The organism is Sphingobacterium sp. SGL-16, from assembly GCF_011043515.1.
In the GTDB taxonomy this organism is placed as follows: domain Bacteria; phylum Bacteroidota; class Bacteroidia; order Sphingobacteriales; family Sphingobacteriaceae; genus Sphingobacterium; species Sphingobacterium litopenaei.
Genome location: NZ_JAAKGQ010000017.1, coordinates 1 through 16,042, shown reverse-complemented (window position 1 = coordinate 16,042; position 16,042 = coordinate 1). Strand labels below are relative to the sequence as shown.

The 16,042-nt window shown below is 35.9% G+C and carries 19 protein-coding genes and 1 tRNA gene; 18 read left to right on the top strand and 2 right to left on the bottom strand.

Going from position 1 to position 16,042, the window contains the following annotated elements; all coding sequences use genetic code 11:
* Nucleotides 1-385 precede the first annotated feature (385 nt).
* A complete protein-coding gene (locus G5B32_RS07755; protein ID WP_165290978.1) occupies nt 386-727 on the bottom strand; it encodes a winged helix-turn-helix transcriptional regulator in 342 nt (113 codons plus the stop codon).
* A gap of 99 nt (nt 728-826) precedes the next feature.
* On the opposite strand from G5B32_RS07755, the gene G5B32_RS07750 reads away from it, so the two are divergent.
* The 7 genes from G5B32_RS07750 (at nt 827) to G5B32_RS17700 (ending at nt 3,566) form a co-directional block, all read left to right on the top strand.
* Nucleotides 827-1,207: a DoxX family protein gene (locus tag G5B32_RS07750; protein ID WP_165290977.1), complete on the top strand. Its 381-nt coding sequence runs from the start codon at nt 827-829 to the stop codon at nt 1,205-1,207.
* Nucleotides 1,207-2,094, top strand: a complete 888-nt coding sequence (locus G5B32_RS07745) for a pirin family protein (RefSeq protein ID WP_206366834.1) — start codon at nt 1,207-1,209, stop codon at nt 2,092-2,094. The genes G5B32_RS07750 and G5B32_RS07745 overlap by 1 nt, the downstream gene beginning before the upstream one ends.
* A gap of 13 nt (nt 2,095-2,107) precedes the next feature.
* The gene (locus G5B32_RS07740) at nt 2,108-2,425 is read left to right on the top strand and encodes a GNAT family N-acetyltransferase (RefSeq protein ID WP_165290976.1); all 318 of its coding nucleotides are present in this window, start codon (nt 2,108-2,110) and stop codon (nt 2,423-2,425) included.
* Complete coding sequence (locus G5B32_RS17710) at nt 2,422-2,718, top strand: type IV toxin-antitoxin system AbiEi family antitoxin (RefSeq protein ID WP_410528466.1); 297 nt, start codon at nt 2,422-2,424, stop codon at nt 2,716-2,718. The genes G5B32_RS07740 and G5B32_RS17710 overlap by 4 nt, the downstream gene beginning before the upstream one ends.
* On the top strand, nt 2,649-3,047 hold the full coding sequence (locus G5B32_RS17465; RefSeq protein WP_165291024.1) for a type IV toxin-antitoxin system AbiEi family antitoxin: 399 nt from the start codon (nt 2,649-2,651) through the stop codon (nt 3,045-3,047). The genes G5B32_RS17710 and G5B32_RS17465 overlap by 70 nt, the downstream gene beginning before the upstream one ends.
* 74 nt (nt 3,048-3,121) lie before the next feature.
* Nucleotides 3,122-3,412 carry a nucleotidyl transferase AbiEii/AbiGii toxin family protein gene (locus G5B32_RS17705; protein ID WP_410528465.1) on the top strand — a complete coding sequence of 97 codons (291 nt, stop codon included), beginning with the start codon at nt 3,122-3,124 and terminating at the stop codon, nt 3,410-3,412.
* Nucleotides 3,378-3,566, top strand: coding sequence for a HEPN domain-containing protein (locus tag G5B32_RS17700; RefSeq protein ID WP_410528464.1), 189 nt, complete (start codon nt 3,378-3,380; stop codon nt 3,564-3,566). The genes G5B32_RS17705 and G5B32_RS17700 overlap by 35 nt, the downstream gene beginning before the upstream one ends.
* A gap of 268 nt (nt 3,567-3,834) precedes the next feature.
* Here G5B32_RS17700 and G5B32_RS07720 read toward each other — a convergent pair whose 3' ends face one another.
* Nucleotides 3,835-4,203, bottom strand: coding sequence for a hypothetical protein (locus G5B32_RS07720; protein WP_165290974.1), 369 nt, complete (start codon nt 4,201-4,203; stop codon nt 3,835-3,837).
* 425 nt (nt 4,204-4,628) lie between these two features.
* Between G5B32_RS07720 and G5B32_RS07715 the strand changes: the two genes are divergently transcribed.
* The 11 genes from G5B32_RS07715 (at nt 4,629) to G5B32_RS07665 (ending at nt 15,881) form a co-directional block, all read left to right on the top strand.
* Nucleotides 4,629-5,015, top strand: coding sequence for a GNAT family N-acetyltransferase (locus G5B32_RS07715; protein WP_240899021.1), 387 nt, complete (start codon nt 4,629-4,631; stop codon nt 5,013-5,015).
* A 99-nt stretch (nt 5,016-5,114) separates the two neighbouring features.
* Entirely contained in the window at nt 5,115-6,599 is a 1,485-nt protein-coding gene (locus tag G5B32_RS07710) for an ATP-binding protein (protein ID WP_165290973.1), read from the top strand.
* A complete protein-coding gene (locus tag G5B32_RS07705; protein ID WP_165290972.1) occupies nt 6,592-10,182 on the top strand; it encodes a response regulator in 3,591 nt (1,196 codons plus the stop codon). Before G5B32_RS07710 ends, G5B32_RS07705 begins: the two co-directional genes overlap by 8 nt.
* A gap of 11 nt (nt 10,183-10,193) precedes the next feature.
* The gene (locus G5B32_RS07700; RefSeq protein ID WP_165290971.1) at nt 10,194-10,571 is read left to right on the top strand and encodes a response regulator; all 378 of its coding nucleotides are present in this window, start codon (nt 10,194-10,196) and stop codon (nt 10,569-10,571) included.
* A gap of 3 nt (nt 10,572-10,574) precedes the next feature.
* Complete coding sequence (locus tag G5B32_RS07695) at nt 10,575-11,396, top strand: CheR family methyltransferase (protein WP_165290970.1); 822 nt, start codon at nt 10,575-10,577, stop codon at nt 11,394-11,396.
* 4 nt (nt 11,397-11,400) lie between these two features.
* Nucleotides 11,401-11,967, top strand: a complete 567-nt coding sequence (locus G5B32_RS07690; RefSeq protein WP_165290969.1) for a chemotaxis protein CheB — start codon at nt 11,401-11,403, stop codon at nt 11,965-11,967.
* A 17-nt stretch (nt 11,968-11,984) separates the two neighbouring features.
* On the top strand, nt 11,985-12,365 hold the full coding sequence (locus G5B32_RS07685; protein ID WP_165290968.1) for a response regulator: 381 nt from the start codon (nt 11,985-11,987) through the stop codon (nt 12,363-12,365).
* Nucleotides 12,366-12,693: 328 nt separating this feature from the next.
* Nucleotides 12,694-13,227, top strand: a complete 534-nt coding sequence (locus G5B32_RS07680; protein ID WP_165290967.1) for a dihydrofolate reductase family protein — start codon at nt 12,694-12,696, stop codon at nt 13,225-13,227.
* 81 nt (nt 13,228-13,308) lie between these two features.
* On the top strand, nt 13,309-13,878 hold the full coding sequence (locus tag G5B32_RS07675) for a DinB family protein (RefSeq protein WP_165290966.1): 570 nt from the start codon (nt 13,309-13,311) through the stop codon (nt 13,876-13,878).
* A gap of 407 nt (nt 13,879-14,285) precedes the next feature.
* Complete coding sequence (locus G5B32_RS07670; protein ID WP_165290965.1) at nt 14,286-15,563, top strand: DUF3472 domain-containing protein; 1,278 nt, start codon at nt 14,286-14,288, stop codon at nt 15,561-15,563.
* Between the two features lie 245 nt (nt 15,564-15,808).
* Nucleotides 15,809-15,881, top strand: a tRNA-Lys gene (locus G5B32_RS07665).
* The last annotated feature ends 161 nt before the right edge of the window (nt 15,882-16,042 follow it).

Sequence of the window (16,042 nt, the reverse complement as noted above, 5' to 3'; positions counted from 1 at the left end):
GTTGCACGGAAACTTCGGGAGCCCGGTTTTATTATGGGGATATTAATATGATTTTTGAAGATGGTAAACAGCAGATGAGCGTGTCTGCTGTTTTTTTTGTCCTGATTGACGAACTTGTAAAACCTAAGTTTCTTCAGAAGATATTTTTTGTACTCATAATATTTATAATTTTATTACTATAAATTTACAAATAATGACGGAAAGGCTACCGAAGGTTTAGTGCAACATAGTATTGGCAATAGGCGGGCTGAACGGCTTTGTATCAACGGAAGTGCAAAATTCAACTTCTGTTCTTCGATTGAAGTTCAGTGCTGAAAATCCCGCCCATCGCCAATACGCGGCACGTTAACTGCAATGCTACAGCAACTGCCAATCTCCAAAATTACTATCCCGAAACAATTCTTTTTCTGTGTTGATATCCCCATTTCTCCATAGCAACCAAAACATCATTTAAACTGTGACTATATTCGGTCAATTCATACTGCACCGTAACAGGTTTGGTATCGCAGACTTTTCGGCTGACCAATCCGTTCATTTCCAGTTCCTGTAATTCTTTTGATAAAATGCGTGGAGAAATTCCCGCTTCTCTCGACAATTCATTAAACCCTTTTTTACCGCTTCGTAACACCGAAATCAATACCAGCTTCCATTTTCCACCTACTACATCTAACGTATCTCTGATAGCCATTTTGGCTTTTGAGCAACTTTCTACCGTGTGTTTTGCCATATACTATTCTTTTTGTAAGTACTATCCTTTTTGTAACAGATAACAAAGGTATAGTATTTATTCGGAACTTTGCTGAAGAATAATAAAATATTAAAAATTATGTCACAAAAAGCAATCAAAATTACTGGATGGACATTGACCATCATTTTAGCACTTGTGTTTACAATGAGTGCCTTTATGAAACTTACGCAAAACGAAACAGCTTTGGCTCAGGCTTCTTCGTTCGGGATTGATACCACCACTTATCAGTTCATCGGGATTATTGAAATCATCTCGCTAATACTCTTCATTGTTCCGAGAACAGGAATTTTAGGGACATTGTTGTTAGTAGCCTATTTGGGTGGAGCTATTGTCACACATTTGCAACATCAACAACCGATAGCAATGGCGGTTATTTTTCAAATGCTGCTTTGGATTACGGCGTTTATTCGTTTCCCCGAACTGAAGCAAAGGATTTTTTTAACTAAAAAAGTACAATAATGATGATACGCAGAAACATTTCAAAAATAACTCAAAACCATTGGCATAATGGTTTTTTGGGAACAGGACATCGTGCAATGGCGGTATTGGACGGTGTACCTTACAAAGACAGCGACCCTTTTGTTTTGTTTATGGACGACAGCCTGAACCTTCCTGGTGGAGAACCCGTAGGAGGAGCACATCCACACGCTGGGTTTGAAACCTTGAGCTTGGTTTTGGAAGGCAATGAAAAAGATTGGAAAACGGGAAGTTTTGAACTAATGACCGCCGGAAAAGGCATTATCCACACCGAAGAAATCACTTCCAAACAAAAACTTCGTATGCTGCAAGTGTGGTTGGTACTACCGCCCGAAAAGCGATACGCTCAACCTTTCTTACAAAGAATGCTATTGGAAGACGTACCCAAAATTAAAACCGATACATACGAAATTCGTGTGTATAGCGGAAGCAGTAACGGATTGATTTCGCCATTAAAAAACCATACGCCATTTACTTTGGTGGACTTCAGGTTAGACAACCGAGCTGTGGTATCACAGGAAATTCCATCGCACTATAATGGTTTGGTATATGTATTAAAAGGGAGTGTGAAAGCAGGCGACAAAATCATCAATGCCGAACAAGCGGGTTGGCTTGATAAAGCGACTGAAGACGGCGATACCGAAATACAATTTGAAGCATTGGAAAATGATACGCATTTTGTGCTGTATGCCGGACAGCCTCATAATGTTCCTGTGGTGCATCACGGACCTTTTGTAGCAGACACAATGGAAGACATCGCACAGATGTATCGAGATTTTCGTCAGGGAAAATTTCCGCATTTGAACGATTTGCCAAGTGAACAAAAAATCACTTCCTTTTCAGAATCGAGGAAATCTATTATCAATTAAAAACAAAAATAAAATGAATTTCAAACAATATGACGATGGCAAAGAAGGGAGATTCTTTGTTATCTTAGACAACGGAATGGAAGCAGGGTGGATTCAATACAAACGGTTGGACAACGGCAACCTGCTTGCCAACGGTACAAGGGTTTACGAAGAATTTAAAGACCAAAAATTAGGTATTCCGCTTTTCAACAGATTGGTGGAGTTTGCGGAAGAAAGGAAAACAAAAATTTATCCACTATGTCCGTTTGTGGTCAAAACCTTTGCGCGGCATCCCGAACTAAAACATCTTTTGGCTGACGATTATTTGCAAGAGCAAGTAAGAGTAACATAATCACCCCTCAATATGTTTCGAGGGGCATCTTACCCCCTTCCTTGTTCATTGATGGGCTGATGAAATTTTTGGAAAGGCCGTACTATGCTGGCTTATTGAATGCGGCCTCGTTTCATGGGGCGGCACATCAGCAGCCGCAGGAGTTTTTTGTATTTACTAATTTCCCTACATTACGGCCAACCAGCAAAAAGGGCATCAAAATAAATTATATCAGTAAAAGTAAATCTCTGCCACATTCCTTGAGAAAAGAAAAACGGAAACCGGCTTTATCAATATATCCAATCCTGCATTGACCGCGATGGATCTGGTACAATTTGATAAACGGATTGGCGGACTTGATAGGGCTGCAACTGTTTTGAACGAACTGGCAGAAACCATAATGCCTGAACAGATTACTGAACATCTTTTAAAAGAAGTACCTGTTACCGCTATCCAGCGATTGGTTTTTTTATTGGAAGTAGTATTGCAGAAAGATATAGGCAAGCTTCTTTACGAAGTGAGCAAAAAAGCAGAACTGGAATTTTTCCGTACTCCGTTAAAGACTTCTGCACTAAAGGTTGGTTTTTCATCGGATGAGCGATGGAAAATAATTGTGAACTCAGAAATTGAAATAGACGAATAATACCACAGAGTGATATAATAGAATGGAGCAATACTGTTTCGTGGCAAACCAATGAACAGGTTGAACAGGATTTGGTGATTTGCAGGGCATTGGTAGAAATTTTCAATGATGATTATTTAGCAGGGCATCTGGCATTCCGTGGTGGAACGGCGCTGCACAAATTATACCTTCAACCCCAACCCAGGTATTCCGAGGACATAGACCTTGTACAGATACAAGCAGAGCCTATCGATCAGGTACTAGACAGGCTTAGGGATGTATTGAGGTTTTTGGTAAAACCAAGGGTGGAAGTTGGTGATATGATGGCAACCATGAAATATACAATGTATAGTGAATTCAAGGCATTACTATTCGCACCTATTTGAAAAGAAAGCTAATAGAAAAATTGCAGAAGGTGCCGGTTTGTACCATTTAACCAACAAACTACAATACTTGCTAATTTGCTGTTTCTTACATGAACTGGGATTAGAGAATGCAAAAATCAACGATATTTTACAAAAGTATTCTGAAAGACTATGAATGTAACCCACACCTCATTTGATGAATCACGTCATTCGTGATACACAAAGTCATGTCAAGTTTTTAGTTTGCTTATCTTCCCTTGTCGTTGAGGTTTATCTTTTCTGGCTTTTTCACATCTTGGAATTTCTTCATCATTTTGGAATGGAATATCTTTTAGCTGGTTTAATCGCCTCAAATCTTCCAAAAAAGAGTTCGAGTTCTGTACCAGCGGGATCACAAAAGAAAAGCTCAATCGAAAGATTGAGCTTTTTTCGTTTTTATATTTCTATTTTTCCGCACAAGAGCAAGTCCAACGATTATCTGGAATTGTTGGAAATACAACAAAAAACTTATTTGGACTATCTATTTTTTCGGCTTTTCCTTTATCAAAATATCCTCCGACAAATAATAAATTTCCGTCTTTGTCAACCCTAAATTTTCCCTTACTAGGCTTTTCAAACCCTTGATATGCGTATGTTCCGTTCTTATAAATTGTAAAAGATCCCCGAGGCACAAACTCATAAGATCCATTGACATATTTACTAGCAGTACAATTATATTTCCCGTATTTGAGTGGGGTCGAATTGGTTTGCGCAACCACACAAATAGCCCAAAAGAAAAATAAAATGATGAAAATTTGGTTCTTAGTTTTCATAACATAAAATAATTGGTTCTCTTAAAATTACAGCTAATTATTATTCCATCCAAATACTAACGCGCTGTATCACAAGAAACAAGCTACTCGTTTAAATAATCAAAATCATTTCTAGTTGTTCAAAAACAATAGTAACTATTACTCACCAAATCCCTCCTATTTCTTGTAATTTTAGCGAACTGAGAGATATAAAAAATGGATGTTTAGAAAACCTATACTTTCAATTTGTTATAAAATTATTATTCCATCAGATTAAGATTAGAATTATTGATATTTTAGTGCATGCATATAATTTCTATCCGCGAACAACCAGAATATACCGAAAAGGCAATTTCATATTTCCAACAGAGTTGGCCATCTGTTTGGGGTATTATTTATGAAGATTGCATTCAACATTCCATAGAAAGCTCTAGTCCTCTTCCGCAATGTACTTACTTCTCAAGGAGGATGAGATCATTGGCTGTGCAGGATTGATTACGAATGATTTTATAAGTAGAATGGATTTGTATCCTTGGCTCTGTGCCTTATTCATAGAAAAACAACACCGTGGAAATAATTATGCCGAATTGATAATAAACAAAGCCATAGATGATCCTTTGAAAAATGGGTTTAAGCAATTGCATCTCTGCAGCGACCATATAGGTTATTATGAAAAATTTGGATTCTCGTATATAGGTCAAGCTTATCACCCTTGGCGAGAAGAATCAACAATCTACCAAATAAATATAAAGCACACCGTATTAATACCTGTTACAATTAGGTATTTTTATGTACATAATATCGTATTTGTTCCCAAACTACTCGTTATTTAGCGATATTCAATATTGTGGAGTGATTTTTGCTATTAAAATGCAGATCTGGAAAACCTAGATTAACCGTCTACTGCAAAAAAATATTTTTAAAAATCTACTATGATCTTGATTGTCGATGATAAAAAAGAAAATATATACTCCTTAAAAACACTTTTAGAGTCTAAAAACTTTGAGGTCGACACTGCATTATCAGGTGAAGAGGCTTTGCGCAAAGTGTTGAAGAGAAATTATGCATTAATTATATTGGATGTGCAAATGCCAGGAATGGATGGTTTTGAAGTCGCTGAATCTTTAGCTGGATACAGTCGAACAAAAGACATTCCTGTTATATTTCTATCAGCAAATAATACCGACAAACAATTCATCACCAAAGGTTATGATTCAGGAGGAATTGATTACATCACTAAGCCCGTAGATCCTGAAATATTGTTACTCAAAGTAAGAACCTTTTCGCGACTTTATGAGCAGACACAATCGCTCAATGAAGCTCAACTGCGATTACAATCTGAAATCGAAAGTAGAAAGAAAGCACAGGAAGAACTAAAAATCCAAGTAGAACATTTGCGTTCTATCATGGAAAGCTTGCCTCAAATTGCATTTTCTGTAGATGATTCTGGTAAGATAAGTTATGTGAATCACAATTGGCTTAATTATGCACCAGATGGAGAAACGCTTCCGATTGCTCATCCCGATGAAACAGATCAACTGGCTTATTTTTTAACGCACTGCAATGAGCTTAATGGCCCTATAGAGCGAGAAATTCGAATCAAAGAACTAGAATCTGGTCAATACCGATATCACCTGTTACGCATTATCCCAATTCGCGAGGACAATAAAATATGTAATTGGATAGGTACCTTGACAGACATCAATGATCAAAAATTGATAGAAAGCAAGAAAGATGAATTTTTGAGTATTGCCAGCCACGAGTTAAAGACTCCTCTTACGGGGATTAAGGCGTATGTTCAATTATTGGAGCGTGTAATTGGCAAACAAGACATTAATATTTCGAAAACCTATATCGAGCGTGCAAAGGATGAGGTGTTCAAATTAGAAAGCCTAATTGCCGACTTATTAGATATTTCTAAGATCGAAAATGGGCAGATGAAAATCAATAAGCAAGAAATTGACTTAGAAAAAACCATTACCAATGCAATCGAAACTATACGCGAAACTTGTTGTCCAAATATCACAATCGAACGTCAAGGAGAAATTTTCGACAAGCCTGTGGTGGCAGATGCATTGCGAATAGAACAAGTTTTGGTGAATTTTCTGACAAATGCTATTAAATATGCCCCAGAATCTGAAAAAGTCTTAGTCAAAACTTCTGTCAAGGACAAGGAGCTTTGTATAGCCGTACAAGATTTCGGTATTGGAATACCTATAGAAAAGCAGAAATATATTTTCTCAAAATTTTATCGTGTAGAAGAATCTTCTTTAAAATTCCAAGGATTAGGAATAGGGCTTTACATCTGTGCAGAAATAATAAAACAACATCAAGGAAATTACGGAGTAGAAAGTAAAGTGGGCGAAGGAAGTACCATTTATTTTACATTACCATATAACCAACAAAATTATGCCTAAACATTTGATTAAGAAGCTACAAATTGGCTTTGGATTATCATTTATTATCTTATTAATTACATCCATAGCGTCATTTATAAGTGTACGCAATCAAATCAATCTGCGCACCAAAGTACTTAATACGCAGAACACCCTTTTGCAAGCTGATCGGGCATTAGTGGATTTACTAAATGCCGAAACGGGTCAACGTGGCTATTTATTAACGAATAATGAAGAGTTTTTAAAGCCGTTTTATCGAGGTTTAAAATCCTTGCCAAAGTCATTAGATGAAATTAATAAGCAACTTGATTCTTCACCCGAACAATCGGCTCGGGTTGATTCAATTACTCGATTGATAAATACGCGATTATCTATATTGGAGAATCTGGTAATCGCCAAAAAAAATCAGGAACAGATAAATCTTGATCTTCTCAATGAAGGTAGAATCTATATGGATAGCTGCCGATCATTAATAGAAAATCTCATAGCTACTGAAAATGCGGCATTACAAATGCATAGCGCGGCGATGAATAAAACTTCTAATTACACGTCCATTTTTATCTTGTTGGCCTGTGGTATTTCCCTAGTTATTACATTCTTCTTTTATCAGCAAATTCGCAATGAATTTGCGGCACGTGAACAATTACAACGTCAACTGCAGGATAAAGATGAACAATTAGCCAAAAGATTGGCTACTGTCCAGCGTATTGCCAGCAAAATTGCCGAAGGCGATTATTCTGTCCGTGCGAACGAAGACGAAAAAGATCATTTGGGTGGAATTGCAGCTGCATTGAACGAAATGACAGCAGCTTTGCAAAAATCATTCAATGAAATAAGTGCTAATGAGTGGAAACAAACAGGATTAGTAAAAATCAATGAGATATTAACGGGTAATAAACCAGAAGATGAAATTGCAAAAGATGCGTTAGCTCATTTGATACATTACGGAGAATGTATGAATGGTGCATTCTATACCTTGGAGAACAAAATGCTCATTATGAAGAGCGCGCACGGGTTAGAATCTAAAATGGCAAAAAATTACCAACCTGGCGAAGGAATGGTGGGACAAGTGTTCTTGGATAAAAAACCTAGAGTGTTGGAAAACATCAATACTGAGGACTATGTGGTAAGTTTCGCCGCAGGGCAATTAAAACTTCCGCATCTAGTTTGGTTGCCATTGACAGCCAAAGGCGAATGTTTTGGTGTAGTTGAATTGGCTTCCGATAAAAAATTTGAAGAGGAAGATTTAGGATTTTTCGAAGAAGCTTGTAAATTGATTACGTTAGAAATTTTAGCGGCGAAAAGCAGACAACGCATACAAATGTTGCTAGAAGAAACACAGGCACAATCCGAAGAGTTGCAAATGCAGCATAGCGAATTGGAAGGCTTAAATAATGAGTTAGAAGCCTATACCCAACGTTTGCAAGCTTCCGAAGAAGAACTAAAAGTACAGCAGGAAGAGCTTTTGCAATCGAACCAAGAGCTCGAAGAACGCACCAAATTATTGGAAGAAAAGAACCACTTGATTGCCATTCGCAATGCTGAGATTCAGAAAAAAGCGGAAGAGCTTGCTTTGAGCACCAAGTATAAGTCTGAGTTCTTAGCGAACATGTCGCATGAATTACGTACACCTTTGAATTCTATTCTCTTGCTATCAAGATTGATGGTCGAAAATGCAGATGAAAATCTGAACGAAGATCAAATAGAATCAGCAAAAGTTATTCAAAGTTCTGGTACAAGTTTATTGAGCCTTATCGATGAAATTCTTGATTTGTCCAAGATCGAAGCTGGAAAGATGAAACTTGAATATGAATCTGTTTCCTTAGCTTCTACTTGTCAAGATTTGCATAAAATGTTTAAACCTGTGGCAGAAGACAGAGGACTTGCATTTATCACCGAAATTGACAGCGAGCTGTCCGAGGCAATAGAAACAGATAAACTACGTTTGGAACAAGTTCTTCGTAATCTTATTTCTAACGCAATTAAATTTACACAACAAGGAGAAATTAAATTAAAAATATCTGCAGATCCACAACGTCAAAATAATATTTTATTTGCCGTCTCTGATACGGGAATTGGTATTAGTGAGGATAAACAAAAAATTATTTTTGAAGCTTTCCAACAAGCGGATGGATCTACACGCCGTAAATTTGGTGGTACAGGTTTAGGTCTTTCTATTAGCCGAGAGATTGTACGTCTTTTAGGTGGAAAAATCAGTGTAGAAAGCCGCATTGGAGAAGGAAGTACGTTTACGGTTTCTATTCCTTCACATAAAATTACAGAAGTAAAAGAAGAGAATTTTACAGAATTATCTGTAGAAGAACCTTCAAAAACAGCTGAAGTCCAAGTCGTAGAAAAAGTGGTTCCAGCTTACACTATTTCGCATATTCCTGAAGAGATAGAAGACGACCGCAACAATATGCAACCTGGTGATAAACTCATTCTGATCGTAGAAGATGACACCAATTTTGCTAAAGCGTTATTAAAATATACGCATCAGCAAAACTACAAAGGCATTGTTTTAGTGCGTGGTGATCAAGTATTGGAAGTTGCAGAGAAATATAAGCCTTTAGCAATTTTACTTGACATTCAATTACCAGTGAAAAATGGCTGGGAAGTCATGGACGAATTGAAAAGCAATAGCAAGACAAGACATATTCCAGTACACATCATGTCTTCTTTACAAATGAAAAAAGAAAGCTTGATGAAGGGCGCTATTGATTTTATCAATAAACCAATAGCACTGGAACATATGGGACAGATTTTTAAAAAAATCGAAGAAGCGCTGAATCGCCATGCTCAAAAAGTCCTTATTGTAGAAGAAAATCCTAAACATGCGGCGGCGTTGTCATATTTTCTAAATAACTATGATATAAGTTCTGAAATAAAATCCAACGTCGAAGATAGCGTAAAAACACTACTCAATTCAAAAGTAAATTGTGTTATTCTGGATATGGGATTGCCAGATAGAACAGGCTATGAAACACTAGAAGCAATCAAAAAACATGAAGGATTAGAAAACTTACCTATTATTATTTTCACGGGCAAGAACCTCTCCCATGCCGAGGAATTGAAGATTAAAAATTATGCAGATTCTGTGGTAATTAAGACCGCACATTCATTCCAACGCATCTTGGATGAGGTGGGACTATTCTTACATTTAGTCGAAGAACAAAATGGTGAACCTAAAAATAAAACCAACAGATTAGGTGCACTTGGTGATGTATTGAATGGAAAAACAATTCTTATCGCAGATGATGATGTAAGAAACATCTTTTCATTGACTAAAATTTTAGAAAAATATAAAGTAAATGTAATATCTGCCATGAATGGTAAGGAAGCTTTGGATCAGCTAGAAAACAACCCAAATATTTCAATGGTATTAATGGATATGATGATGCCGGAGATGGATGGTTACGAAACGATCCAAAAGATACGTAATATGCAAGCGTACAAATATCTTCCTATAATTTCGGTAACTGCTAAAGCAATGACTGGAGATAGAGAGAAATGTATTCAGGCTGGAGCATCAGATTACATATCAAAACCTGTGGATAAAGATCAACTTTTATCCCTATTGCGTGTTTGGTTATATGAGATATAAATATTAGAAAGATGACGACCGAGAAAAAAGATGTTGTATTGATCATGGATGATGATAACCGCAATACTTTCGCCTTGCAGTTAACATTAAAGGCTAAAGGCTACAAATTTATATCTTGTTCCAGTGCTAAGGAAGGACTAGAAATATTAGCAACACAGCAAAATATCGGCATAGTATTGATGGATATGATGATGCCCGAGATGGACGGATATCAAGCGCTAAAGGTAATGAGAGTAACCACGCATTATCCTGAACTGCCCATAATAGCTGTCACCGCGCAGGCCATGAGTGGAGATCGTGAAAGATGTATTGCTGCGGGAGCAACAGATTATATAGCTAAACCAATTGATGTAGATATTTTAATGAAGATACTTAGAATTTATATGTAAAAAATGGAGCTAGATATTATCAAAGACCAAGAAATGGAAATGCTTTTGGAAGATGTATCAGCAATATACGGTTACGATTTTTCACAATATAGTAAAGCTTCGCTCAAGAGAAGATTAAATAGAATTTGTCTTGTTGATAGGTTTGCGAGTTTTGCAGAATTGAGATATAGAGTGATAAGCGATAAGACTTATCTGCAGCGTTTTGTTGAAGAGATTACGGTGAATGTGACAGAAATGTTTCGAGATCCGTTGTTTTATAAAAAGTTAAGGAATGATATTTTGCCTAAATTGGGTACTTATCCGTTTATACGTATATGGGTAGCTGGCTGTTCTACAGGTGAGGAAGCTTACTCTATTGCTATTCTCCTGAAAGAGATAAACTTATATCACAAAGCATTGATTTATGCTACTGATATTAATCCTACGGTAATAGAAAAAGCTTCAAAGGGTATTTTCCCATTGAGTGTAATGAAACAATATTCGGAAAATTACATTCATGCTGGAGGAACAAAAGATTTTTCAAGCTATTATACGGCTATGTATGATGTTGTGAAATTTCAAGAGGAATTGAACAGTAGAATATTATTTTCTACACACAATTTAGTGTCGGACAGTTCGTTTAATGAATTTCAATTGATATTATGCCGTAATGTATTAATATATTTTGATAAGGAATTACAAAATAAGGTGTTCAATTTATTTGATAGTAGTTTGCAGACCTTAGGCTATTTGGCTTTAGGAGACAAGGAGACCATTCGTTTTTCATCATTGGAAAAACGTTTCAAACAGTGCAAAGGACACAAAATCTATCAAAAGATGAGTTAAGAAAATGAATAGTGAAACAAAGGTTTTATTGATTGGAGGTTCAGCTGGAAGCATTTCCGTGCTGTTTCAAATGTTGCCTGAGATAAACACAGACATTCATTTTCCTATCATTATTATTTTGCATCGTAAATCTTATCCTAAGAGTTCATTGAGTCAATTATTTGAGACAATGACTTCGCTCAACGTAATTGAAGTTGAGGATAAGACTGAAATTGCTGAAGGGAATATTTATCTTGTTCCCGCGGATTATCACTTGCTGTTCGAAAATGAAAACACCATATCTTTGGATGCATCAGAAAAAGTAAACTATTCTCGTCCTTCCATTGATGTAACTTTCGAATCAGCAGCGCGAACTTTTAATAATAGCGTTACAGCAATTTTACTTTCTGGAGCCAGCCAAGATGGTGTGGAAGGCTTAAAAAATATAAAACAGCATGGAGGAAAGGTAGCAATACAAGATCCTAATTCGGCGGAGGTCGATTATATGCCAAGGCATGCACTTGAGCAACTCCCCGATATTATCCAACTGCAGCCTCCTCAAATGGCCCAATTTATTAATAATTTGAAATAAGACATTTACCATAACCTATGAAAAATAAGAAAATATTAGTTTTTGATGATGACAGAGCTATTTTAGAAATATTTTCAATAGTCCTGGAAAGCGCAGGATATGATGTAGAAATATCTTCTACCTCTCATGATATCATCGAAAAAGTGACCGCCATTGAACCAGATTTGGTAATAATGGACAATTGGATTCCAGAGATTGGAGGCGTAGAAGCAACGAAATTGTTAAAAAGTCATCCTGACTTTAAACATATTCCTGTTATATATTGTTCAGCCAATAATGATGTAGAATCTTTGGCTCAACGCGCTGGAGCAGAAACATTCTTATCCAAGCCTTTTGACTTGGACGAATTGGAGAAAAAAGTAGAAAGTACAATAGAATCGTCTTCAGCGATAAAATAGCGTTCATCATAATTCAATATAGGCTTTCAAAGCCATCGGTTTCAATAAAAGCTCAATCTTCGGATTGAGCTTTTTCATGTAATGAAGTCTTGTCTTATGCCAACTTTTTCTTGTCGAAAAAATACCAATTTTAATTATTCGTTAAAATAGAGACTAATAATAGTGAAAGTGAAAACTACGGCTTACTTTCCGAATATATTCAGGAGAAAAAATTATAGTCACATTTTGAAATGGAGAATTTGAGAGAGATTATTCTTTCATAAATTTCTATGGTACTGTAACATTCAATTATTATTTATCGTTATAAATAGATATCAAAAACTAACCTATGCGAAAAGTCTGCTTATTCATTGCTTGTAGTCTGGACGGATATATTGCAAAACCAAATGACGACCTGAGTTTCCTCCAATTAGTTGAAAAAGAAGGCGAAGATTACGGCTACGCGAAATTTACCGAAACTATTGACACCTTCATTCTCGGCCGAAAGACCTACGATTGGGTAAAAAATAATATTGGAACAGCACATTATGATAATGGAGAACGTGATGTGTACGTCATTACACGAAGTTCACATCCTAATGAAGGGCGAACTATATTCTATAATGGTGACTTAAAGTTATTAGTCAATCAACTGAAAGCGAGGGAAGGAAAACATATTTATTGTGATGGTGGCGCTGACGTCGTCAATTCTTTATTGAAGGAAGATCTCATTGATGAGATGATTATTTCTATAGTCCCTATCCTACTTGGTGCGGGTACACGTTTGTTTCAAGATCATAGGCCCGAACAGTTATTAGAATTAGTAGAAAGTAAAGCTTTTGAAACAGGATTGGTACAAGTGCATTATAAGAGAAAACGTTAAAATATGTGAATGCTATTTTTAATATTCAACAATCCAACTTAGCTTTATACACCTAGTAATAAAAACATTACACCATTTACCATGAAAACTGACCTTTTAATTCAACAACTAATAGACCAGACATTTAAAATATTAGACCAAGGACAGAAACTCAATTCTTTTGATTTGGAGACTTTGACATGGCGTCCTAACGAATCTTCCTGGAATATATTAGAATGCATAGAACACCTTAACAGATATGCAGATTATTACCTTCCAGAAATCCGTGAGGCTATTCAAAATTCTAATTCTTCACCCAATTCCGATTTCAAAAGCAGTTGGTTGGGGAAATATTTTGCGCAGAGTATGCTGCCAAAAGATAAGCCTAACAAAATGAAAACCTTTAAATCCAAAAATCCTATCCACCAAAATTTATCCATAGAAGTCCTTGATAAGTTCTTAAATCAGCAAAATGATTTGATCAATCTTCTGATGCAAGCTCGATATGTTAATCTTAACAAAACAAAAATCAAAACTTCACTTTCTTCATTAATTCGAATAAATCTAGGTGATACCTTTCAATTTTATATCAACCATATTATCAGACATTTAAAACAGGTTGAAAATATATTGTGTGAATATCAACTCGTGAATCTCAAACCGATTTATTAATCAAATAATAAGGGTAAATTTTAATATCTTGGACAACTATAGCCTCATGAATTCTGTTTCATTTACATTTTATTTTAGGTAAATGCATGGATGCTATTTAAAATAAACTTCCAGAAGTAACTTGTAGAATAATTTACATCAAGACCCCTTGCTTTCCTGTATGTATACGGTTAATTTCCATTTCAATCTTTCTTCTTATTTAATTGGTCGTCCATACATCAAAAAAGCACAATTGAAAACTTTGAAGATATACTCCTCGAATTATCTATTAAAATATTACAATTTTAAACAACCGATTGAAACCTGTATTTAGTCCTTATTACATCGTTCAGGACAGCTCTAGATATAATAAACAGCATTTTTGCTCAATAAAATTTAATAATTTCACCATAAGCTAAATACAAATTATGATTAGATTATTAAATATAGTATGCTGTCTTTTATTGGTTAATTTCAGTTGTACAGCACAGCACGCCCCTCAAAAAGAAAAATCTGCTTATGCGGTTCCTGTTATTGGAAATTCATTCGAAATTGGTTACACCAAGGGCAAGAACGCAGTAGGTAAGGAATATGTAACCATTAGCAAAGGAGATTCGAAGAAAGTAAGTACCTTTTTTAAATTAAATAGCAAAGGTGAACTTAAAGTGAAAGCGATAGCAAAAGTTCTTTTTTCTAATGTAGCTTCACTTCAAATTGCGGTAGGAAACAGCACTAAAAGAGTAAAAATTTCGGGTAACGAATTCCAAGCCGTTGACTTAGGGAAATTCAGCATTTCAAAAGAAGGCTATAAAAGTGTTGATTTTTTATCCTCAACAGAAGATATAGCAATCAAAACTATCATTTTGGAAGGTTCTGCAACAACAAATGGTGTGATTTACTGTCGTGATAAAGACAATTTTTATTGGACACGCCGCGGACCATCTTGTCACTTGGGATATGGTCCACAAGGTGAAAATACAACATATTATTACAATGAAGTAGTTGTTCCCGAAGGTCAAGATGTAGAAGGTTCCTACTTTATGGCAAATGGATTTGGTCAAGGCTATTTTGGTATCCAAGTTAACTCTCCTACGGAACGTCGTATTTTGTTTTCTGTTTGGAGTCCTTTCCATACGGACGATCCTAATGCCATTCCAGAAGATCAAAAAATCAAATTACTAAAAAAAGGTAAGGATGTATACATTGGAGAATTTGGAAATGAAGGATCTGGTGGTCAAAGCTTTTTGCGCTACAATTGGAAAGCTGGAGTGACCTACAAATTCTTATTAAAAGGGCAGCCTGATGGCAAAGGAAATACCGATTTCACGGCTTGGTTCTTTTCTCCTGAAAATAACAATTGGGCATTGATAGCAAGTTTCAAACGTCCGCAAACAAATACGTACTTAAAAGGCTTTCATAGCTTCTTAGAGAATTTCAATCCAAACCAAGGCTATTTGACGCGTCACGTACAATTCAAAAATCAATGGACATACAACGGACAGTGGAATAAAGTTACTCAAGCTCGATTAACAGTAGATGCTACATATAGACAGGGTAATCGTGTAGATGCTACAGGTGGTACTACTGCAAATGGGTATTTCTTGAAAATGGGTGGATTCTTTGATGAAATCGAAAAACCAGACACAATCTTCAAGTTTGATAATACACAGAGTGCTCCTCAAATTGATTTCGATTCTCTACCTTAAGAAACAAAAATATGCGTTAAGAAAAAGCAGATTCCATTTGGTATCTGCTTTTTTGTTTATTCAAATCAGCATATGAGCTTTTCAGTTCATACTAAGTACGAAAAGAACAAAAAAAATAATTCACACAGATAGAGTGTTTTACGATATAAAGTAAAAATTTATTTACCCATAATTTGCATTTACAACTAAAAACCCTACCTTTGCATCACTTCAAACAACGAAGGATAATTCAAAATAAGAATTAGGATTCCGTAGCTCAGCTGGTAGAGCAATACACTTTTAATGTATGGGTCCTGGGTTCGAGTCCCAGCGGGATCACAAAATAAAAAGCTTCACTTAAAAGGAGGGCACTGAAAAAGTCCCCTTTTATATTGGGCCAAAAAAAAGGAGTGGAAAGTGCATTTTCTACTCCTTTTTTTGTATCTTAAATTAAGCTTTAACGGATATCAGGATGCTTTCTAGGATCATACGAAAAGTTC